Here is a 19,844-nt window from a genome sequence, read left to right on the forward strand (position 1 = left end):
TTGTTGTCACAAGACGTTTCTCCGCCATTTGTGGCGGTACAGCCCGGCGTCAGCCGGTGCAGAGCGTACGCTCCGCCATCAGAACTTGTCGGCAAGCTGCCGGAGCAGCGCCGCCCGTTGTTCCGATTCGGGGTTCACCGCTGGCGTATCGGTAAGACTGTCGAGGTCCGGCGATGTGAATGAATAGCCCTCGTCAGGGCCGAACGCATAATTGGTTCTGTCACCCGGCCTGGCGGGAAGCTGGCGTATCTGCAAGTTTTTCAGATGCAGTTGACCGTCCACGCTCTGGTTCGCCAACACCGTGCCGTGAGCCTTCAGGTTGATGGTGTCCGAAGTACTGTCCAGCCGTTTCTCCATCTGCAGCTGGGCAACCGGACGCTGCCCGACGTAAAGCTGGGCCGAGAGCGCGTAAAAGCCGGGATCTTCCGGTGAGAACCGAACGGGGATAATGAGATTGTTGTTGCTGATGCGGGCATCGCCCAGCCCATCGAACTCTCCCAAATAGGGTTCAATGGTAAGCGTTGAAGCGTGGCGAACCGGTTTTCCGTCAAGCCGGGCTTCGACGATCAGGCGGTATTCGCCCGGTGATTCGTCGGCGGAAAGAACGCCCTCGAAGTAACCCTGCGAACCGGCTTCCTCAAGTGTGGTGCTGGCGACTGCCTCCCGACTTTCGGGGCGCTCGAGGGTTGCAGAAAGAGAGCGGTCAACAACCTGCGGGCCCTGGATGGCCGCAGCAATAAGGATCTGTTCGCCCTCTGTAAACCGGTACTTTTCAAGCGTGACCGTGAATTGTCCGTTACCTTCCAGCGGCAGGCTGACCGGCTCGTAGTGATTGCCACGATAGGCACTGGCCTGTTCCGGGCTGAGTGGCACCGACCACGCAGGGTATCGGGTGGATTCGGCGTACTGGTCGGCAACGCTGGCCAGCATGAAGCCAAGGGCGTTGTCCGATGGAGGCTCGGGTTGCTGTGTGGGGGCGTTGGGCGGTTGCTTTGCCGGCGGTGTGTTCTGAACGAACGCAGATTCGTCTTTGCTGGCCAGCTCGGTGAGCCAACTGAATTGGGTGTGGGTGTGGTTGTCGGCGGAAAGCAGATACCCGGTGCCAACCACACCGGCGGTTACCATTGTCAGCAGTAAAACAGCCTTACCGGGCATGCGGCAGGTCCCTAGTTTATTGTTGTAGCCTTAAACATAACGGGAATTACGCCGCAGCCCAAAAAACCGGCCTGTTTGTGTAACAGAATGTGTCCGTGTTGTGGACCGGGTCACATTCCAGTTGCACGGAACACTTAATCAGAAATCAGAGCCAGCCGGACTCCCGAATGGCTTCGAACCCGAAGTGCAGTTTCACTTCATCACCGACCATTTCACCATCAAGGCCATAGGTCATGCCCCATTCACTGCGTTTCAGCGTGGTGGAAGCACTGATGCCCAGGGTGTACTCCTCGTGGCCAAAGGGGTAAACGTCAGACTTGTTCAGGGTTACATCCAGCACCACGGGCCGGGTCTGGCCCAGCAATTCCAGATCCCCTGTTACCCTGCCGGTATTCTCGCCGGTGGTCTCAAAGTCGGTAACGGTAAAGGTAATCTCCGGATACTTCTTGCTGTCCAGAAAATCCTTGTTGCGCACGTGATCGTCGCGTTTCTTGTGGTTGGTAAACACGCTTTTACTCTGAAACACCAGTTTGCCGGATTTCAGCTCCCTGGCTTCCTCGTCATAAACGAATTCGCCCTCAACTTCGCGAAACATGCCCATGACTGGGGCATAGCCGATGTGCATGATCTCGAAGAACATGGAGAAATGTTCGTCGTCGACGACAAAGTTCTTTGGCTCGGCCATGGCCACTGGGCTCAGTGCCAGGACTCCAGCCAGGGCAATGGCAGAATGGCTAAGGGTTTTCCGGTTGATGAACATCATGGTGATGTCTCCTCTGATAAAGCCAGTGAATATCCACGAAAAACGACCACACAAGCAGCGCAAGGGCGGTTGCAAGGGTGGTGCTGGCAAACAGCGTATTGATCGGCGGTAATACCGCCACAAGCAGGGTAACGATCTGCCACACGCAGACCGTCTTGCGTCTGAAACTGTCCGGCAGTGGCGCGTTCAGCCAATTGGCGTAGTGGCTGACAGCAACAAAGGCGTAGCGAATAAGGCCAAGGGCCAGCACCCAGATGCCCGCCTTGCCCAGTGCCAGAACGGCGATACTGAGCCCAAGGATGAAAAGGGCATCCAGTTCCATATCGAACCGGGCGCCGAAGTCGCTTTCGGAGCCCGTCGCTCTGGCGACTTTGCCGTCCACTCCATCCAGGATCAGCGCCAGCAATGCCATCCAGCCATACAACCAGAGGCTGTCAGTCAGGTGTCCGGCAAATGGGGCCAGAGCCACCAGGACAATCACCAGACAGCCCCTCAAAAGGGTTGCCCTGTTGGCCCAGCCAAAGTCCCGGTTTTCGGGCCAGGCCCGGATAACGAGGCCACAAACGCCCAGATAAAGTGCGGCTGCCAGCAAATAGAAAAGATCGGGCGGAGAGGTGAGCCAGCCTGTGGCCAAGCAGAGCAGGGCGACAAGACCAAACCCCCAGGCGAGGTCCAGCGGCAGGGTAACCCTTTGTGAAGCTGAACTGCCGTTAGAATCCATCACTGAACTCCAGCGTATAGGTTTGCAGGCATCAAACACCCCGGATGCGCTGTACACTGACTATAGTTGATATGTCTGATTGTGCTTACGAGCATTGACCGCGTTCAGACCTGAAGGTTCAGCCCGGGAAGGGCGACGACAAAAGCCGCTGAGAACACTGCCAAGAAAGGAGCTCCCATTGCAACGCGATCCTGAAGTGCAACGTGACCCGGACACTCCCAACACCGAGACAATGGCCCAGGCCTGGTGGGTAACCGGTGCCGGTAAGGGCGAGATTCAGGAAACGCCGTTGGCGGAGTCCAGGGGGGAAGAGCAAGAAGGGCAGGTGACTGTCCAGGCCCTTTATTCAGGCATCAGCCGGGGTACTGAATCACTGGTTTTTCATGGTCGGGTCCCGAGAAGTGAATACACCGCAATGCGGGCCCCCTTCCAGGCAGGGGATTTTCCGTGGCCGGTGAAATACGGCTATGCCAACGTCGGCAAGGTGACTGAAGGGCCTGCTGAGCTGGTGGGGCAGACCGTGTTTTGCCTGTACCCGCACCAGAATCGCTACCGGGTGCCGGCATCGGCGGTAACGCCTTTGCCGAAAGACCTGCCTGCCGAGCGAGCCATACTCGCCGCCAATATGGAAACCGCTGTCAACGGCCTCTGGGATGGCGCACCGGCGGTCGGAGACCGGATTGCGGTGGTTGGTCTCGGTGTGGTTGGTCTTCTAGTCGCCTGGCTCGCCAGTCGCATCCCGGGAACCCGTGTCACATCGATCGATACGAATCCAGAGAGGCAGGCTGTTGCCGAACAACTGGGGCTAACCTTCAGCAGCGAACCCGGTGCCGATGATCATGACCTGGTGATCCATGCCAGCGGCCACCCATCGGGCCTGGAGACAGCTTTGGGGCTGGCAGGGCAGGAAGCGACCATTGTTGAAATGAGCTGGTACGGGGATCAACTCGTATCCGCGCCACTGGGAGCCGCATTCCATCCGCGGCGCCTGACCCTGAAATCCAGCCAGGTGGGCCAGATTGTGCCGTCCCGCGTCCCGCGGTGGAACTATCGCAAACGCCTGGCGCTGGCGTTGGAACTGCTCCAGGACGATGCGCTGGATGCGCTGATTACCGGCGAGTGCCGGTTCGATGACCTGCCAAAATCCATGGCACGAATTCTCATTGATGGCAGGGAGACTCTCTGCCATCGAGTTGTTTACTGATAATCCAAAATCACCTGCTAAGGAGAAACTATGTTCGGCTTGACGGTCCGGGACCATATGATGATTGCCCACAGCTTCAACGGAGAGATCTTTGGTCCTGCGCAGAAGGTCCATGGTGCCACCTATGTGGTGGACGTGACCTTTGAGCGTCACCAACTTGATACGGACGACCTGGTCGTCGACATCGGTCTGGCTTCCGAGCTTCTTAACAACATCCTCTCCGAATTCAATATGCAGAACCTGGACGAGCTGCCGGAACTGCGAGGCCGCAATACCACCACTGAATTCATGGCCAAACTGGTGTTCGACCGGATGGCGGCAGCCATTCACGGGGGGCGATTGGGGGAGACGGGGAAAGGCATCGTCAGCCTCAAGGTTACCCTCTCTGAATCCCACATTGCCTGGGCCAGCTACCATGCTGGAATCTGACAAACCGAGCGTCCTTGAGTTTCTGGTGCCGGGTGATCCGGAACAGAACACGGGCGGCTACCGTTATGTCCGCAAGCTGGTGGAGGCACTGTGCGAGGACGGTTTCAGGGCCCGGGTAAGCGGTTTACCCGGGCAGTTCCCGCGCCCGGACAAGGTCGCCCGCGGTGCGATGGATGAGAGGCTTACGGGCTTCCCCGATGGCACCTCTGTAGTACTCGATGGCCTGGCCATGGGCGGCCTGCCGGAAATCGTCGAAAAACATTCCCAGCGTCTGAATTTGCTTGCCCTTGTGCATCACCCCCTTGCTGACGAGACAGGCATCAGCGAAGCGGATAGACAGTGGTTTTTTGAGTCGGAAAAACGGGCGCTGGGGGTCGTGAAGGGTGTTATTACCACCAGCCAACACACCGCCGCCCGTCTGTCGGATTACGATGTGCCGGCAGAGGCGATTCGGGTTGCTGAGCCGGGTGTTGCCAAAGCCCAAATTCCGAAAGCCCGAATCGAGTCTTCTGACAAGAATGGACCGCAGATTCTTTGCGTCGCCCATCTGTCACCAAGAAAGGCCCAACACCAACTGGTGGAAGCGTTGGAACACATGAAGGCCCTCCCATGGCAGTGCACGCTGGCGGGGTCTGACAGTCGTGATCCGGAATACAGTCAACAGGTGCGTCAGGCGATTGCCGATGCCGGTCTTGAAGACAGGATTGAACTGGTCGGGGAAGTGGAAGAGTCCAGGCTTGCGGATCTCTACGGCAGGGCCGATTTCTTTGTACTGCCGTCACTCTACGAGGGCTATGGCATGGTGATCGACGAGGCGCTGGCCGAGGGGCTGCCGGTCATTTCCTCCGATGGCGGTGCCCTTGCCAATACCTCTGCGAGGCCGGGAGTGGTTCAGTATTGTGCCGGTGATGTTCGGGCCCTGGAGGCCCGGATCAGGAACTGGCTGGAGCATCCGGACCAGCTCGACCATTCCCGAAAACTGGCTGCCAGGGAATCAAGGCGGGTTCGCTCATGGGCCGATACCGCTAACGACGTTCGCGAAGCGTTTCGATTCTTTCAGGGTTTGCCGTCCCATCTGCACCAGCACTCCGAGTTTGCGAGCGATTGGCTGGCGGCGCGGGAAGCTGCAGATCATCAGGCACGTTCCAGGGAACTCACTGAAGAGTTAAATCAGTGGCTGCTCCACCATTACGATAGCCTGCCGCCCGAAAGCCATTGCCCGATGCAGATTGTCGATATTGGCACCGGCCGTGGTTCCAATGCGCTGTTCCTGGTGCCTTCGTTACAGGTACCGCAAACCTGGCTGGCCCTGGATCAGGATGCTGCGCTACTGCGTGAGGCCAGGCAGGGGGTGGACATACTGGACGTTCCTTTTGAAACGAGCACCGTACAGTTGTCACCAGAGAACATGGAGCAACACCTGCCTGCCGAGGTTGCCCTGATCACCGCGTCAGCACTGATTGATCTTGTTTCAGAAGCGTGGCTGAAAGCGCTCAGCAAGGCGGCGGTGCGCCGAAAATCAGCGATGCTCATTGTGCTGAGCTATGCAGGACATTTTGAAGTGTCCCCAGGTCATCCGGATGATGAGCTACTTCGCAATCTGGTGAACCAGCACCAGCATGGTGACAAGGGCATCGGTGCGGCCCTCGGGCCCGAAGCGCCCATCGTGCTCAAGGAACTGCTCACCCGGGATGGGTACCGGGTGAAGCTGGCGGAATCCCCCTGGACCCTGAGTAGTGGGGATCAGGCATTGGCGCGGATGCTGATGCAGGGATGGACTGACGCCGCCATCGAGCAGTCACCCACCGACCGTGATCGCCTGAACCGATGGCTGGAAACGCGGCGCCTCCAGTTGTCCGAGGGTAAACTTAGAATTGTTGTCCGGCATCTGGATCTGCTGGCACTGCCTCCCGGGGAGTTGCCTTGACGGAACTGCGCCAAAGAAGGTTGCGACTGGCGGCCCGGTGGCTGTTCACGGTTTTGATCATCGGGTTTGTTATCCGCTCCGTGGATGCCAGCGCGCTCTTCGACGAGCTTGCCCGCGTTTCCCTCTATGTGCTGTTGCCGGCATTGGCGCTTACGGTTTTCCAGGTGGCACTTTCTGCCTGGCGCTGGCGCTACACCGTGGAACGACTTGGTCTGCCTTTGGCGTACCCCGTGGCGGTTCGGGAGTATTATCTGGCTACGTTCCTGAATCAGGTCCTTCCGGGTGGCGTCCTCGGCGACGTAAACAGGGCCTGGCGCCATGGCAGCGGCGCTGGTGAACGTTTGTCTGCGGTGCACGGGGTGGCCATCGAGCGACTCTCCGGCCAGTTGGTGCTGGGTCTGGTCGTTGCCCTCTCCGTCAGTTGGCTAGTCAGTTCAGGGCATCTCACTTTCGTCTCTCGGGGTGGCGGGCAATGGCTCGTTATTATCGCTGTCGTCGTTATTCTAGGGACTTGGCTGGTGCTGAGAACCGCAATCGCCAGTTACCTGAAGCGTCTTCGGCATGATCTGTATCTGTCGTTGCTGAATTGCACCGTATTGCCAGTCCAGCTTGGCTCTTCGCTACTGGTGTTGGCGAGCTATCTTGGGGTATTTCTCTGCCTGGCCTGGGGGGCCGGTTATCTTGGTGGTGTGGAATCTGTGGCGGTGATTGCAGGGCTGGGCAGTATTTTGCTGCTGAGCATGGTTATCCCATTGACCGTGGCTGGCTGGGGGATTCGGGAAGGTGCTGCCGCCGTGCTTTGGCCTATGGTTGGGCTGCCGGCAGAGCAGGGAGTGGCGCTGAGCGTTGGGTATGGGGCCTTGGTGCTGGTTTCCAGTTTGCCCGGGGTGGTGTTTTTGTTTGGTGGCAAGCCGGCCAAGGGGTGAATTTTCGGTTTGGTTGTCGGATTACGCCTGCGGCTAATCCGACCTACGTTTATAGGCGTCGCTGGAAGAATCGGGGGTTCGTAGGTCGGATTAGCAAAGCGTAATCCGACAAAACCAGCTGAATCACGCCCGCCCCTAATCCAACCTTGCGTCGCGGGAGAAATCCAGGTCGAAGAGCATATCGCTACCGAGGTTCACCAGCTGTGCCCGTGGCCGGAGTGCGTCATCCAGAAAATTAATCTCCGGAAGCGAAAAGGCCGGCCTGCCGCTGCCGATGATCATGGGGGCAACCATTACGTGCAGTCGGTCCAGCAAGCCGGCGTTGAGGAACGAAGAAACGGTAACACCGCCCCCTTCCACGAACACCTTTTTCAAACCGAAATCCGCCAGAATCTGGAGTATCAATTTCGGATCCACTGCCTCTTTGGCGTCTGCGTCTCCAAGGCACGGGATCTCGGTCACACCCGACCCGATAAACGGGCTTTCACTTTTCTGGTAGTCGCCTGCCACCAAACGCAGAGTAGGGGCGTCACCATCGGTAAACAGGTGATGGCTGTCCGGTACGCGGCGGTGACGATCGATAACAACACGTACCGGGTTACGCCCGCTGGTGCGACGAACGGTGAGGCGGGGGTTGTCGGTGGAGGCCGTGCCGGCACCCACGATAACCGCGTCGGATACCGCACGAATCCGATGGAGATGGGTAATGCCGTCATCTCCGTTGATGAAACGGGAGCGACCGGTTACTGTTGCGATCCGCCCGTCGAGACTCTGGCCCAGCTGGCCGATGACTTTGGGGCGGCCATCATCGGGCACGGGCCGACACAGGGGAAGGAATATCGAGAGCAGGTCCTTCGCCTCGCCTGTGGCCGGTTGCATCAGGTGCCAGGCGCCGTGGCCATTGAGTTTTACTGCTTCTTTGTTTGTTCCCGGCAATGGCAGTGTCACATTGCTGCGGTTAACTGCGCTAAGCACCAGCTCCCATGCCGAGTCGATATCCAGTGTTCTTGCCGCCATAAATCGCCTGTTCGTTTGTTGCCATCTTCAGTATAGGCAGATTGTGTGCAAAGCTATATGTACGTTACATTTCCGGATTGATTCACTTCGCAGGGCATTATCGGGACAAGTTTCCCGATTTGGATGACGAGGTAAATGGCCATGCAACATGCGCAACCCATTCAGCACTGGGAACCAGAGAAGCCTGAGGACCACGGGCAACTTGAGCTTCCCGGTATTGCCCTGGACAAGAGTGATGAGCTGCTGGAGTCGCTGGCTGAGCTGGAGGAAGCGCTTGAGAAGGTGCAGCTGACTGCGGAAGAAGTGGAATTGCTTCGCCGGTTCCGCAGGACGAGCGCGGAAAACCGGCGAATGATTCTTCAGATCCTGGGCAGTTGAACCCGCCCGGGCTTCCTCACTTGCCTTTCTTGTAGATATTCTCGTAAACGTAGTTGGTGGCTTCCACAAAGCCATCAATGCTGCCGCAATCGAACCGGCGCCCCTTGAACTGATAGGCCAGCACACAACCGTTTTTCGCCTGTTCCAGAAGGGCATCGGTAATCTGGACTTCACCGTTCTTGCCCGCCGGGGTCTTTTCAATAATGTCGAAAATGTCCGGCGTAAGAATGTATCGCCCAATAATGGCCAGGTTGCTCGGGGCATCTTCCGGGGCGGGTTTCTCCACCATGTCGGTGATCCGGTAGAGGCCATCTTTCATGGATTCACCGGCAATCACCCCGTACTTGTGGGTTTCGTCGGCCGGTACTTCTTCAATGGCAACAATCGAGCAGCGGAACTGGTTGTAGAGTTTCACCATCTGCGCCAGCACGCCGTCTTCACCTTCGGGGCCGATGCAGAAGTCATCGGCCAGCACGACCGCAAAGGGACTGTCGCCCACCAGGTTGCGACCGGTCAGAATGGCGTGGCCAAGGCCCTTCATTTCATTCTGCCGGGTAAAGGCAAAACTATTGTGGTCGATCAGATCACGGATGGAGGTCAGCAGGTCTTCCTTGCCGGAACCGGCAATCTGGTGCTCAAGCTCGTAGCTGATGTCGAAATGATCCTCAATGGCCCGCTTGCCCCGACCAGTCACAAAGCCGAATTCATGAATGCCGGCTTCGGCGGCTTCCTCAACGCCATACTGAACCAGGGGTTTGTTTACCACCGGCAGGATTTCCTTGGGCATCGCCTTGGTTGCCGGAAGGAAACGGGTGCCGTAGCCGGCGACGGGGAACAGGCATTTTTTGATCATGTCTTTCGTCCTTTGATGGTCAGTTTCACGGCCTGTGGGTTGCACAACGCCTCCGCGTTAGCCTATGAACAGTTGTTCTTTCACAAAGTGTGCCGAGTTTACCCAAGTTGTTGAGACAAATGCAGGGGGCATCCATATTTGTAACTGTGAGTATCTCTGTGTGTTCCATAAGTGCTGGTTGGAAACGTTGAGATACAACTTTCACAGATCTCCATAACATTATGTTTTTTGGCAAGATTAAAATTGTAAGTTTTAGCAATAAACCATAGCCCAAACCGCATACGTCTTTTAAAGTGTTGGTAATCCTGAACCTGACCGGCCGAGGCGTTTGTTTTGCGAATTTATTGTCTGGCTGCACTGCTTTGGTGCGCACCCGCCAGCGCCGTTTCGATAGCTGAGAAGTTGCCCCTGAATCCTGCAGGCTGGAATCTGTATCCGGAAGACCTGCTCAGGTCTGTCACCAGCTATCTCGCCTCCACTCTTAAATTTTCCGGGGATTCGACCCACACCAATGACGCTGCCAGCGGGCGTCTTAATGTGTCTGGCAACAACATGATTCTCTCTAGCCACGACATTTCGCTGGATTTCAGGGATTCGGTGTCGCGCCGGGGCAGTGGCGATACCCAGTCTCTCGCTTTCCGCTATGCGTTTCCGGTTGCTGGCGTTAACTTCGCCATAACGCTTGAAGACTCGGAGTATGTTGGCGTAAAAACCAAAACAGGGCAGCAAGTGGATACCCGCGGTGAATTCCAGGGGGTGAACCTTTCCGGAAGCCGGGCACTATGGTCCTTGAACGGCTTGGAACTGAACAGCGTGTTCAACCATTCCAGCGGAACAAACCACAAATACGAAGAATCAGTCTGGATATCGGACACCTCCCATCAGCTGTCCAGTTTCGGGTTGCGATGTTCAGGCCGGAAGGAGCTAGTCGGTGGTGTTCAGGCAGACACCACCGTTACGGCCCTGGGGGGATTGGAGGGCCGTGAATCCACTATGTCATCGGCGGTGACGTCGGAGCGAACCCGCTTCCACAAACTGACCCTGGGTGCATCCCTGAGCCGGTCCTTCTATACCTGGGATCTTGAGCTGGATGGCCGGTATCAACTGGCGCCGGACGATCTTGCATCCTCGGAGTACCTTCAAGTGGCCGGGCCATCGATGTCCTATGGTTTCAGTGGCCAGTCCATGTACGTAGCCGAGGGTGGATGGGTTCGTATGAATGCCCGGAGCCCGGGTTACTCCCTGCCTTTCTTCCAAGCGCTCAATTCCTATGTATCGGTGTCGGTTCTCAGGGGCTGGGCCCCGATATCAGCCGCCGACGGGGAAAATTTCGGAGCCAGTACCGGTGAGATCTCCTTGCGCCTCCGGGGCCGGGGCTTTCATGCCAGCATGAATGTTGGGCAGATTCTGGATCTCTCAGGAGAAGCCATGCGTCGTCCCGCGGGTCCGGGTGTATCTCTTTCCATGTCCCTGGGGATCTGAATCTGACGCCGGAAAATCGGCAAAATCCTTTCAAAGCCGTTACGAAGATGTCACTTGAGGCGATGCGCCCACCAGGTGCTACATTCAAGTAACGGAAAGCAAGGGATTTTGTGCATGAAAGGTCCAGGACTACCAGCAACTTGTTTGATGATGTTTTTCCTCGCCTGCCATCCATCACTGGCGAATGCTTTCGGCTTTGAGGATGTGGTGGGCAAGGCTGATGAGCTGGCCGGGAAAAGCTACGCGGAACCACAACCTGCACCGGATTTCCTCCAGGCGCTGGAATACTCTGTTTACCAGGGTATCCGCTTTAAACCCGAGGCAAGTCTCTGGCGTTCAGGGCGCTCCCCGTTCCAGGTAATGATGATCCCTCAGGGAAGTTTCTACGCTCATGCGGTAAAGCTCCATGTGATTGATAGCGAGGGGGTGAAGCCGGTCGCTTACGACAAGGCCGATTTTGACTACCCGACGCCAGAGCTTGCCAAGCGCATCCCGGCTGATCTCGGGTATGCCGGCTTCAAGCTCACCTTCCCCTTCGATGGCAAGAACGTACAGAACCAGTTTCTGGTTTTTGGTGGTGCAAGCTATTTCCGTGCTATTGGCAAGGGGCAGCAGTTCGGCCTCTCCGGGCGTGGTATCGCGGTTGATACCGGCTTGCCTTCGGGTGAGGAGTTTCCATCTTTTACGGAATTCTGGCTGGAGCGGCCCGCCGCAGACAGTGACACCATGGTGGTGTACGGGCTTCTCGACGGGCCCAGTTTGACCGGTGCATATCGTTTTGTGATTCAGCCAGGGGAAAGTACGCGGATTCGTGTAACCGCTGAACTTTTCTTCAGGGACAATATCCAGCAGTTGGGCCTGGCGCCGCTCACCTCCATGTTCTATTACGGTGAAAACACCCTTCGTCCCCGGGGAGAGTGGCGGCCCCAGGTGCACGATTCAGATGGACTCCTGGTTCACGATGGCAAGTCCGGGGAATGGCTATGGCGGCCACTGATCAACCCATCGCAACTGCAGCTGAATTTCCACGAGGTAGGGCAGCTGAAGGGCTTTGGCCTGATGCAGCGGAATCAGAAGTTTCAGCAGTTCCAGGATAGTGAAGCGCGCTACGATCTGCGCCCCAGCGCCTGGGTGCAGCCAGTGAAAGACTGGGGGCCGGGCTCTGTGGTGCTTGTCGAGATTCCCTCGAATGCGGAAACCAACGACAACGTGGTGACGTTCTGGACACCGGATGAGGGAGTTAAAGAAGGCGAAAACCGAAGACTGGAATACGAACTGACCGTCGGAGGGCCGGCAGTATCCCGCCACCCTTCAGGCCGCGCGATCCACACATTCGTGGGAGATGGAAACCGCACTGGCGGAGGCAACGAGGTTGGAGCCTATCGGTTCATTGTCGACTTTCAGGGCAAACAACTGAGCGCCCTGGGGCCAGAAGATGCCGTGGTCAGCCAGGTCTCGGGGGGCAAGGGCGTCGAAATAATAGAGCATTTTGTAGAGTACATCCCTGCCACTGATGTCTGGAGGCTCTCGATTCTTGCAAAACCCTCGGAAGAAGAGCCGCTGTCATTGAGGGGATTCCTGAGCCTGGGCAGTGAGACGTTAACCGAAACATGGACATACTCACTGCCCCCGGCTACGGGATTGCGGGCGAAATCTGAGTGACGACGGCAGACGAAAGGAGGCAACGATGACAGCGCAGACGCTACAGAGGGTAGTCGTTCGGTTATCCACCTACCTGACGGAATCTGGCGTAACGATGAATCGAAGCAAGTCCCGCAAGCTTCTGAAAATGCTGGATGATGCCCTCGCGGAGACGGTCGGGGAGGGCGTGGCCGATGATGTCAGCGAAGCGCAGTTACTCTCCCGGGCCATGGATCGCCTCCCCGACTACTTCCCTGTTGTGGAGGAAGCGATTCCCGCGCCAGCTCCGCCGCTGTTGCGCGGAAGCATCGGGTACCGCGCTCATGGCTGAAGTTCCCGGCGCCACCTTGTCTCGAGACAACCGCTGGCGACACATTGCATTCGCTCGCCGTAGCCTGCTGATCCTTTTTGTGCTGGGGCAGACAGCCGTAGCCAGCTACTACCTGCTCTGGGTGCTTCCATACCATGGAGGGACCTGGCTTGAACTGGGTATGACCGCACTGTTTGCCATTCTTTACGCATGGATTGCGGTCGGTTTCTGGACGGCGGTATTCGGTTTTGTGCTGCGCCTCACCGGTGGCGACCGCCATGGGCTGTTGCGACGCCATACTCCGGAAGCCCTTGCCGCTACGCCGCTGGCAAAAACGGCCATTTTGCTGCCGATATACCATGAACCGGTGCAGTGGACCCTGAGCGGACTGAAAGCGGTGTACAGGGACATTGAACGAACAGGCAGGATTGAGCATTTCGAGTTCTATATTCTCTCGGACAGCCGTGATCCGGATGTCTGGCTGGAGGAGCAGCGGCGGTGGCATGAGCTCGCCCGAGAGCTGGGCGCAGAGGGTAGGCTGTTCTATCGTCGGCGTCCGGTGAATCTCAATTACAAGAGCGGAAATGTCGCAGACTTTCTCCGGCGTTGGGGGCGCCGGTGCAAGTATATGGTGGTACTTGATGCCGACAGTCTGCTCAGCGGCGATACGGTTGTTCGCATGGTGCAACTGATGGAACGGGAACCCGGTTTCGGCATTCTGCAAACCAATCCGACCATCATCAACGGGAAATCACTGTTTGCTCGTGTTCAACAGTTTGCCAATCGGTTCTATTCAACGTTGTTCGCTACGGGCCTGGCCGCGATTCAGATGGGCGACGCCGCTTTCTGGGGGCACAACGCGATCCTCCGAATCGAACCCTTCATGAAGCATTGTGGTTTGCCCAAACTGGGCGGATTCGGCATTTTTGGTGGCCCGATCATGAGCCACGATTTTGTCGAGGCAGCCTTCATGGGCAGGGCGGGATACGAAGTCTGGCTCGAGACAGGGCTTGGCAACAGCTTTGAGGAATCTCCTCCCACGCTGGCTGATGAACTGTCCCGAGACAACCGCTGGGCCAAGGGCAATCTCCAGCATCTTTGGGTGATGTTTCGTGAGCCGGGACTGCGCTTTGCTCACCGGATGGCATTTCTCAATGGGGTAATGGCGTACCTCGCATCCCCACTGTGGTTCGCCTTCCTTGTTTTGACCACTTTAGAGGCGGCCAGGATGACGCTGGCTCCAATCGAGTACTTTCCAGAAGGCCACCAGGGGCCGTTCCCGCTGTGGCCGGAATGGCGGCCGGACTGGGCCCTGGTGCTGGCGTTAAGCACATTCGCTCTGCTGTTCCTGCCCAAATTCCTGGCCATTCTTGATGCTGTTCTCCACCGTTACACCCGGGAGTTTGGAGGATTCCTTCGGCTATTTGCCAGTGTGTTGCTGGAGATAGTGATCTCGATCCTGTTGGCACCGGTAAGAATGTGGGCACACAGCCGTTATGTTGTGGCAGCGTTGCTCAATTTGTCGCTTTCCTGGTCTGGCCAGAACCGCACGGAGGAAACAACCTGGCGGCAGGCGCTGGTTACGCAGTTTCCCGGAATGCTCGTTGGTGGCTGCTGGTCGGCGTTTGCATTGAGCCTGGATAAACTGTTTTTCCTCTGGTCATTGCCAGTTGCCATTCCGTTGTTGGTGGCGGCTCCAACCGCCGTTTATCTGAGCAGAATCGGGCCGGGCAGCGTACTAAAGGTCTGGGGCCTCTTGAGAATACCGGAGGAACGCGAGCCTCCATTGCCATTGCTGGATGATGCGCGCACTTTTCGTTCGGAGCCCGTTTGCGATTCCGTATGGAGCCCCTTTGAACAGGCCGTTCTCAATCCCGGCCTGAACCGGTTACACAGGGCTCTGGCAAAAGATCACCGCAGAGGTACGCGGAGCGAAGCGCTCATGGCAGCCGTTGACCGCTGCCTTGAGAACGGACCCGCGATGATGAGTCGCGCCGAACTGAGTGGCCTGGCTCGAGACAGCCAGTCCCTGGCTGATCTGCACAACGGCGCCTGGCGTGCACCTGAGCGGAGCTACTGGGGCCAATGCATCACCCGCAGAATTCATGAGCAGGCTTCCGGGCAGGAATAAGTATCTGGCTAAAGGAGCCGGACGCCGAAGCCGGAGACAGGAGCCCAAAAAGGAGAGGGTCACGATGGTGGATCGACGATCACTGGTCAAGGCGTTGGCTGGAATCATAGGGGCCGGCTTCCTGCCGTTAGCGTCCCTGGTAAAGGGTGCCGGAATTCAACCGGTATCTGGCAGCAGGCCCCGCGATTTCAGCTACGCCTGGCTCAAGGGCCGCGCCCGGGCGCTGGCAGCCGAGGCGTATGTGTCCCATGAAGGTGAATTGCCCCAATCCCTGAAAAATCTCTCCTGGGACGACTACCAGGCCATTGCTTTCCGCGCAGATAAGGCGCTTTGGCAAGACGACGATACCGCTTTCCAGATTCAGCTCTTCCACCTTGGGCTGTATTTCCAGCAACCCGTAAAAATCCACGAAGTAATCGATGGCCAGGCCAACGAACTCGCGTATCGACAGGACCTGTTCCGATACAGCGGAGAACAGCCGCTGGGCGATCTGCCGGAAGACCTCGGCTATGCCGGCTTTCGGGTTCATTACCAGAACAACTTTGCCCTGGATCTGGCCGCCTTCCTGGGCGCCAGCTACTTCCGGGCGGTGGGCTCGGAGATGCAGTACGGCCTGTCGGCCAGAGGCCTGGCCATTGATACCGGGATGAATCGGGAGGAGGAATTTCCTCGTTTCTCGGAGTTCTGGCTGGAGAAGCCGGCACCGGGTAGCCAGGTCCTCCGGGTCTGGGCTCTACTGGATTCGCCCAGCACCACCGGCGCCTACGCGTTTGTGCTCGACCCCGGGCGCAACATGGTGATGGATGTCTATGTCGCGCTGTATCCCCGAGGCGAAATCACCCGGGCAGGCATCGCGCCGCTGACCAGCATGTACCAGGTGGGTGAAAATAACGATCGCATGGGCTACGACTGGCGGCCGGAAATACACGATTCAGACGGCCTGGCCATACGCAACGGCAGCGGCGAGTGGTTGTGGCGGCCATTGGTGAATCCCGCCAATCTCCGGTTCAACAGTTTCCAGGATAACAACCCCGTCGGCTTTGGCCTGTTGCAGCGGGACAGGAATTTCGACCACTACCAGGATGACGGTGTGTTTTATGATCGTCGGCCCAGCCTCTGGGTGGAGCCCCGCGGAGAATGGGGGCGGGGCAGCGTTGACCTGGTGGAAATCCCCACCGTGGATGAAACCTTCGATAACATCGTTGCTTTCTGGCACCCGAAAGAACCTCTGTTGCCGGGTCGGGAGTACCTATACAGCTACCGTCTGCACTGGGGCGCGCAAGCTCCGTTACGGCCCTATGAGTTGGCCACGGTGCAAGCAACCCGGACGGGGCTGGGCGGTGTTGTGGGCCAGAAACGGACCTACTTTTCATGGCGTTTTGCTGTTGATTTCGCCGGTGGCGCCCTGGAGATGCTCAGCAAGAATGCGGATGTAGAGCCCGTCATCAGTGTGAGCAGGGGAGAGGTCGAAATCACGTCCGCCCGACCATTGTCTGCAATCGGCGGCTATCGGGCCATGTTTGACCTGGTGCCGGACGACACCGTTGGGCCTATCAATATTCGCCTGTATCTCAGGCTGGGCGGCGAGGCGCTTACGGAAACCTGGCTTTATCAGTACACCCCGCCACCGGTCGCTGAACGACAGCTCTATTAATTGACTGCAGCTATTGTAAACAATCCAGGAGTCAATTTAGCCAATATTGTTGACAATATGACCTCTCGGGCGTAGCTTTGCACAAAATAACCTGGGTTTTGTTGACAAACTATGTCTGAGTTACTGTCTCCTACCTACACCCGTGCCGACGAGGCTTTCGATTGTCTGCAAACGGCGATCGTGAAAGGCGAACTGGCACCGGGCGAAAAAATCGGCGAACTGGAACTGTGCTCCCGGTTCGATCTCACCCGCGGCCCGCTTCGGGAAGCACTGGGCCGCCTTGAGTCTCGCGGCCTTCTGGTGCGTCGCCCCCATGCCGGCGTCAAAGTGGTTTCAGTCAGCGCCTCCGAGCTGATGGAGCTCTACCGCATACGTGAAGTCATGGAAGGTCTGGCCGCCCGCCAGGCAGCCGAGCGCATGACGGATCAGGAAATCGCCGATCTCCAGGCCACCCTCGATACCCACGAACGCATGATCGACGAAGCCCAGGGCCAGGCCTATTACCAGGCCGAAGGCGACTACGACTTCCACCACAGAATCGCCACCGGCAGCCGCAACACCAAACTTGCCCAGATGCTGCTGGGTGATCTTTATTACATGGTACGGATGTATCGCTACCGTCTTAGTACCTCCACCGGGCGCCCCCAGCGTGCTCTCGGTGAACACCGCCGTATCGTCGAGGCCATCGCCCAGCGCGACGGCGAACTCGCCGAATTTCTGATGAAACGCCATATCAACGCAGCAAGACAGAACATCGAGAAAAAGATCGAGGAAGGCGAACTAACCATCTAACGTAGGTCGGATTAGCCGCAGGCGTAATCCGACAAAAAATCAGAACCCGTAGGTCGGATTAGCCGCAGGCGTAATCCGACAGCAAGAATCCAAAAGAGAAGAGGCCAACACCATGTCCAACAAACTCAGCCCCGGCGCCCGCTTCCGCAAGGCGCTCAAAGAAAACCAGCCCTTGCAGATTGTCGGCACCATCAACGCCTACGCCGCCATGATGGCCGATAAAGTCGGCCACCAGGCCATTTACCTTTCCGGTGGCGGCGTCGCAAACGCCTCCTATGGTCTGCCGGATCTGGGCATGACCTCCATGAACGACGTGGTCGAGGACGTTCGCCGCATTACTGCAGCTACCGACGTCCCGCTGCTGGTGGATATCGATACTGGCTGGGGGGGCGCCTTCAACATCGCCCGCACCATCCGCGAAATGGAACGTGCCGGTGCTGCAGCTGTCCACATTGAGGACCAGGTTGCCCAGAAGCGCTGTGGTCATCGCCCGAACAAGGAAATCGTGTCCCAGGAAGAAATGGTCGACCGCATCAAGGCCGCCGTCGATGCCCGTGAAGACGAAGATTTCTTCATCATGGCTCGTACCGACGCCTTCCAGAAAGAAGGTCTCGAAGCCGCCATCGAGCGCGCCAAGGCCTGCATCGAAGCCGGCGCCGACGGTATCTTTGCAGAAGCGGTTACGGAACTTGAGCACTACAAGGCCTTCTCGGAAGCCCTGGACGTGCCCATCCTGGCCAACATCACCGAATTTGGTGCCACACCCTTGTACAACCGCAAGGAACTGGCCGAAGCCGGCGCCGACATGGTTCTGTACCCACTCAGCGCCTTCCGCGCCATGAACAAGGCCGCCCTGACGGTTTACCAGAACATCCTGGAGAAGGGCGACCAGAAAGACGTGGTTGATCTGATGCAGACCCGTATGGAGCTTTACGATTTCCTGAACTACCACGATTTCGAGCAGAAGCTGGACCAGCTGTTCCAGCAGAGCAAAGGTTAATGAGGTTTGTTGGATTACGCCTTCGGCTAATCCAACCTACAAAAATTCCGGCATCAATTATGTAGGTCGGATTAGGCGAAGCCGTAATCCGACACCCCAAACAAGATAACGATGGGAGACAACAATGGCTGAAGCAAAAAAACTTAGCGGCGCAGGCCTCCGTGGCCAGGTAGCTGGTGAAACCGCCCTGTGTACCGTTGGCCAGAGCGGCGCGGGCCTGACCTACCGCGGCTACGACATCGCCGACCTGGCTGAGAAAGCTCAGTTTGAAGAGATCGCCTACCTGCTGCTGCGCGGCAAACTGCCAAACCGTCAGGAACTGGATGCCTACAAGAAAAAGCTCCAGAGCCTGCGCGGCCTGCCTGCTGCCCTGAAAACCGTGCTTGAGCAGATCCCCAAAGACGCGCACCCGATGGACGTGATGCGTACCGGCTGCTCCATGCTGGGCAACCTGGAAACCGAAGAAGATTTCAGCGAGCAGGACGACAAGATCGATCGCATGCTGGCGGTGTTCCCGTCCATCATCACCTACTGGTACCGCTTCGCCCACGAAGGCGTTCGGATTGAGACCGACAGCGATGTGGACTCCATCGGCGGCCACTTCCTGGAGCTGCTGCACGGCAAGAAGCCCAGCGAACTCCACGAGCGCGTGATGAACGTGTCTCTGATCCTGTACGCAGAGCACGAATTCAACGCCTCCACATTTACCGCCCGCGTTTGTGCCTCCACCTTGTCTGACATCCACAGCTGTGTGACCGGCGCCATCGGTTCTCTGCGCGGTCCTCTGCACGGTGGTGCCAACGAGGCAGCCATGGCCCTGATCCAGAAGTTCAAGACGCCGGAAGAGGCCGAAGAAGGTCTGATGGGCATGCTTGAGCGGAAAGAGAAAATCATGGGCTTCGGCCATGCGATCTACAAAGAGTCCGACCCGCGCAACGCCATCATCAAGCAGTGGTCGAAGAAGTTGGCGGAAGAAGTGGGCGATACCGTGCTGTACCCGGTATCCGAGCGCTGTGAAGCCGTTATGTGGCGCGAGAAGAAGCTGTTCTGTAACGCCGACTTCTTCCACGCATCTGCCTATCACTTCATGGGCATTCCGACCGAACTGTTCACCCCGATCTTCGTAATGTCCCGGGTATCCGGCTGGACCGCCCACGTGAAAGAACAGCGCGAGAACAACCGCATCATCCGTCCAAGCGCCGATTACACCGGCCCGGCGGATTCGAAGTGGGTGCCGATCGACGAACGGCCGTGAATTAACCAAGCCCTGAGTGTCGGATTACGCCTTCGGCTAATCCGACCTACGGGTTAGCGCCATGCTCCAAGTAGGTCGGATTAGGCGAAGCCGTAATCCGACAAGTTTTCGCAAGTCGGATCAGCCCAGGCCGTAATCCGACAATCTTTATGTAGGTCGGATTAGCCTACGGCGTAATCCGACAAAACCAGAATCAGGGTATCGAC

Annotated in this window: 18 protein-coding genes; 13 read left to right on the forward strand and 5 right to left on the reverse strand. The window is 57.6% G+C overall.

Features of this window, described 5'->3' with window-relative positions; all coding sequences use genetic code 11:
* Positions 1 to 78: 78 nt before the first annotated feature.
* The 3 genes from KEHDKFFH_RS08205 to KEHDKFFH_RS08215 all read right to left on the reverse strand — a co-directional run bounded on the left by KEHDKFFH_RS08205 (position 79) and on the right by KEHDKFFH_RS08215 (position 2,639).
* Positions 79 to 1,155 carry a hypothetical protein gene (locus KEHDKFFH_RS08205; RefSeq protein WP_104321463.1) on the reverse strand — a complete coding sequence of 359 codons (1,077 nt, stop codon included), beginning with the start codon at positions 1,153 to 1,155 and terminating at the stop codon, positions 79 to 81.
* A 145-nt stretch (positions 1,156 to 1,300) separates the two neighbouring features.
* Entirely contained in the window at positions 1,301 to 1,918 is a 618-nt protein-coding gene (locus tag KEHDKFFH_RS08210; protein WP_104321464.1) for a YceI family protein, read from the reverse strand.
* A complete protein-coding gene (locus KEHDKFFH_RS08215) occupies positions 1,890 to 2,639 on the reverse strand; it encodes a CDP-alcohol phosphatidyltransferase family protein (RefSeq protein ID WP_104321465.1) in 750 nt (249 codons plus the stop codon). Before KEHDKFFH_RS08215 ends, KEHDKFFH_RS08210 begins: the two co-directional genes overlap by 29 nt.
* A 196-nt stretch (positions 2,640 to 2,835) precedes the next feature.
* On the opposite strand from KEHDKFFH_RS08215, the gene KEHDKFFH_RS08220 reads away from it, so the two are divergent.
* From KEHDKFFH_RS08220 to KEHDKFFH_RS08235, 4 genes are read left to right on the forward strand one after another with little or no spacing between them, the layout of a single operon-like run.
* Positions 2,836 to 3,843, forward strand: coding sequence for a zinc-dependent alcohol dehydrogenase (locus KEHDKFFH_RS08220; RefSeq protein ID WP_104321555.1), 1,008 nt, complete (start codon positions 2,836 to 2,838; stop codon positions 3,841 to 3,843).
* Positions 3,844 to 3,873: 30 nt separating this feature from the next.
* Positions 3,874 to 4,272 carry a 6-pyruvoyl trahydropterin synthase family protein gene (locus KEHDKFFH_RS08225; protein ID WP_104321466.1) on the forward strand — a complete coding sequence of 133 codons (399 nt, stop codon included), beginning with the start codon at positions 3,874 to 3,876 and terminating at the stop codon, positions 4,270 to 4,272.
* Entirely contained in the window at positions 4,259 to 6,199 is a 1,941-nt protein-coding gene (locus tag KEHDKFFH_RS08230) for a glycosyltransferase family 4 protein (protein ID WP_104321467.1), read from the forward strand. The genes KEHDKFFH_RS08225 and KEHDKFFH_RS08230 overlap by 14 nt, the downstream gene beginning before the upstream one ends.
* Positions 6,196 to 7,125 carry a lysylphosphatidylglycerol synthase transmembrane domain-containing protein gene (locus KEHDKFFH_RS08235; protein ID WP_104321468.1) on the forward strand — a complete coding sequence of 310 codons (930 nt, stop codon included), beginning with the start codon at positions 6,196 to 6,198 and terminating at the stop codon, positions 7,123 to 7,125. The genes KEHDKFFH_RS08230 and KEHDKFFH_RS08235 overlap by 4 nt, the downstream gene beginning before the upstream one ends.
* Positions 7,126 to 7,260: 135 nt before the next feature.
* On the opposite strand, the gene KEHDKFFH_RS08240 is transcribed toward KEHDKFFH_RS08235, so the two are convergent.
* Entirely contained in the window at positions 7,261 to 8,142 is an 882-nt protein-coding gene (locus tag KEHDKFFH_RS08240; protein WP_104321469.1) for a RibD family protein, read from the reverse strand.
* Between the two features lie 135 nt (positions 8,143 to 8,277).
* Between KEHDKFFH_RS08240 and KEHDKFFH_RS08245 the strand changes: the two genes are divergently transcribed.
* Complete coding sequence (locus tag KEHDKFFH_RS08245; protein ID WP_104321470.1) at positions 8,278 to 8,520, forward strand: hypothetical protein; 243 nt, start codon at positions 8,278 to 8,280, stop codon at positions 8,518 to 8,520.
* 16 nt (positions 8,521 to 8,536) lie between these two features.
* On the opposite strand, the gene galU is transcribed toward KEHDKFFH_RS08245, so the two are convergent.
* A complete protein-coding gene (gene galU, locus KEHDKFFH_RS08250) occupies positions 8,537 to 9,373 on the reverse strand; it encodes a UTP--glucose-1-phosphate uridylyltransferase GalU (RefSeq protein WP_008171948.1) in 837 nt (278 codons plus the stop codon).
* A 333-nt stretch (positions 9,374 to 9,706) separates the two neighbouring features.
* On the opposite strand from galU, the gene KEHDKFFH_RS08255 reads away from it, so the two are divergent.
* The 8 genes from KEHDKFFH_RS08255 to prpC all read left to right on the forward strand — a co-directional run bounded on the left by KEHDKFFH_RS08255 (position 9,707) and on the right by prpC (position 19,638).
* Positions 9,707 to 10,855, forward strand: a complete 1,149-nt coding sequence (locus KEHDKFFH_RS08255; RefSeq protein ID WP_104321471.1) for a ShlB/FhaC/HecB family hemolysin secretion/activation protein — start codon at positions 9,707 to 9,709, stop codon at positions 10,853 to 10,855.
* 147 nt (positions 10,856 to 11,002) lie between these two features.
* Positions 11,003 to 12,517: a glucan biosynthesis protein G gene (locus tag KEHDKFFH_RS08260; RefSeq protein WP_104321472.1), complete on the forward strand. Its 1,515-nt coding sequence runs from the start codon at positions 11,003 to 11,005 to the stop codon at positions 12,515 to 12,517.
* A 25-nt stretch (positions 12,518 to 12,542) separates the two neighbouring features.
* Complete coding sequence (locus KEHDKFFH_RS08265; RefSeq protein WP_104321473.1) at positions 12,543 to 12,827, forward strand: hypothetical protein; 285 nt, start codon at positions 12,543 to 12,545, stop codon at positions 12,825 to 12,827.
* Complete coding sequence (mdoH, locus tag KEHDKFFH_RS08270) at positions 12,820 to 14,937, forward strand: glucans biosynthesis glucosyltransferase MdoH (protein WP_104321474.1); 2,118 nt, start codon at positions 12,820 to 12,822, stop codon at positions 14,935 to 14,937. The genes KEHDKFFH_RS08265 and mdoH overlap by 8 nt, the downstream gene beginning before the upstream one ends.
* A gap of 67 nt (positions 14,938 to 15,004) precedes the next feature.
* Positions 15,005 to 16,591, forward strand: a complete 1,587-nt coding sequence (locus KEHDKFFH_RS08275) for an OpgD/OpgG family glucan biosynthesis protein (protein WP_192875764.1) — start codon at positions 15,005 to 15,007, stop codon at positions 16,589 to 16,591.
* A gap of 111 nt (positions 16,592 to 16,702) precedes the next feature.
* Positions 16,703 to 17,383 carry a GntR family transcriptional regulator gene (locus KEHDKFFH_RS08280; protein ID WP_104321476.1) on the forward strand — a complete coding sequence of 227 codons (681 nt, stop codon included), beginning with the start codon at positions 16,703 to 16,705 and terminating at the stop codon, positions 17,381 to 17,383.
* Positions 17,384 to 17,495: 112 nt separating this feature from the next.
* Entirely contained in the window at positions 17,496 to 18,383 is an 888-nt protein-coding gene (gene prpB, locus KEHDKFFH_RS08285; RefSeq protein ID WP_104321477.1) for a methylisocitrate lyase, read from the forward strand.
* A 124-nt stretch (positions 18,384 to 18,507) separates the two neighbouring features.
* Positions 18,508 to 19,638 (forward strand): bifunctional 2-methylcitrate synthase/citrate synthase, encoded by a 1,131-nt coding sequence (prpC, locus tag KEHDKFFH_RS08290; RefSeq protein ID WP_104321478.1) that lies wholly within the window; start codon positions 18,508 to 18,510, stop codon positions 19,636 to 19,638.
* Positions 19,639 to 19,844: the final 206 nt, after the last annotated feature.

The sequence above is a fragment of the Marinobacter maroccanus genome, assembly GCF_002933275.1.
Lineage (GTDB): Bacteria > Pseudomonadota > Gammaproteobacteria > Pseudomonadales > Oleiphilaceae > Marinobacter > Marinobacter maroccanus.

Excerpts from the sequence above, each read along its gene's own strand:
- KEHDKFFH_RS08205 (WP_104321463.1), bottom strand. The coding sequence starts at position 1,155 with ATGCCCGGTAAGGCTGTTTTACTGCTGACAATGGTAACCGCCGGTGTG.
- KEHDKFFH_RS08210 (WP_104321464.1), bottom strand. The coding sequence starts at position 1,918 with ATGATGTTCATCAACCGGAAAACCCTTAGCCATTCTGCCATTGCCCTG.
- KEHDKFFH_RS08215 (WP_104321465.1), bottom strand. The coding sequence starts at position 2,639 with ATGGATTCTAACGGCAGTTCAGCTTCACAAAGGGTTACCCTGCCGCTG.
- KEHDKFFH_RS08225 (WP_104321466.1), top strand. The coding sequence starts at position 3,874 with ATGTTCGGCTTGACGGTCCGGGACCATATGATGATTGCCCACAGCTTC.
- KEHDKFFH_RS08230 (WP_104321467.1), top strand. The coding sequence starts at position 4,259 with ATGCTGGAATCTGACAAACCGAGCGTCCTTGAGTTTCTGGTGCCGGGT.
- KEHDKFFH_RS08240 (WP_104321469.1), bottom strand. The coding sequence starts at position 8,142 with ATGGCGGCAAGAACACTGGATATCGACTCGGCATGGGAGCTGGTGCTT.
- KEHDKFFH_RS08245 (WP_104321470.1), top strand. The coding sequence starts at position 8,278 with ATGGCCATGCAACATGCGCAACCCATTCAGCACTGGGAACCAGAGAAG.
- galU (WP_008171948.1), bottom strand. The coding sequence starts at position 9,373 with ATGATCAAAAAATGCCTGTTCCCCGTCGCCGGCTACGGCACCCGTTTC.
- KEHDKFFH_RS08260 (WP_104321472.1), top strand. The coding sequence starts at position 11,003 with ATGATGTTTTTCCTCGCCTGCCATCCATCACTGGCGAATGCTTTCGGC.
- KEHDKFFH_RS08265 (WP_104321473.1), top strand. The coding sequence starts at position 12,543 with ATGACAGCGCAGACGCTACAGAGGGTAGTCGTTCGGTTATCCACCTAC.
- mdoH (WP_104321474.1), top strand. The coding sequence starts at position 12,820 with ATGGCTGAAGTTCCCGGCGCCACCTTGTCTCGAGACAACCGCTGGCGA.
- KEHDKFFH_RS08280 (WP_104321476.1), top strand. The coding sequence starts at position 16,703 with ATGTCTGAGTTACTGTCTCCTACCTACACCCGTGCCGACGAGGCTTTC.
- prpB (WP_104321477.1), top strand. The coding sequence starts at position 17,496 with ATGTCCAACAAACTCAGCCCCGGCGCCCGCTTCCGCAAGGCGCTCAAA.
- prpC (WP_104321478.1), top strand. The coding sequence starts at position 18,508 with ATGGCTGAAGCAAAAAAACTTAGCGGCGCAGGCCTCCGTGGCCAGGTA.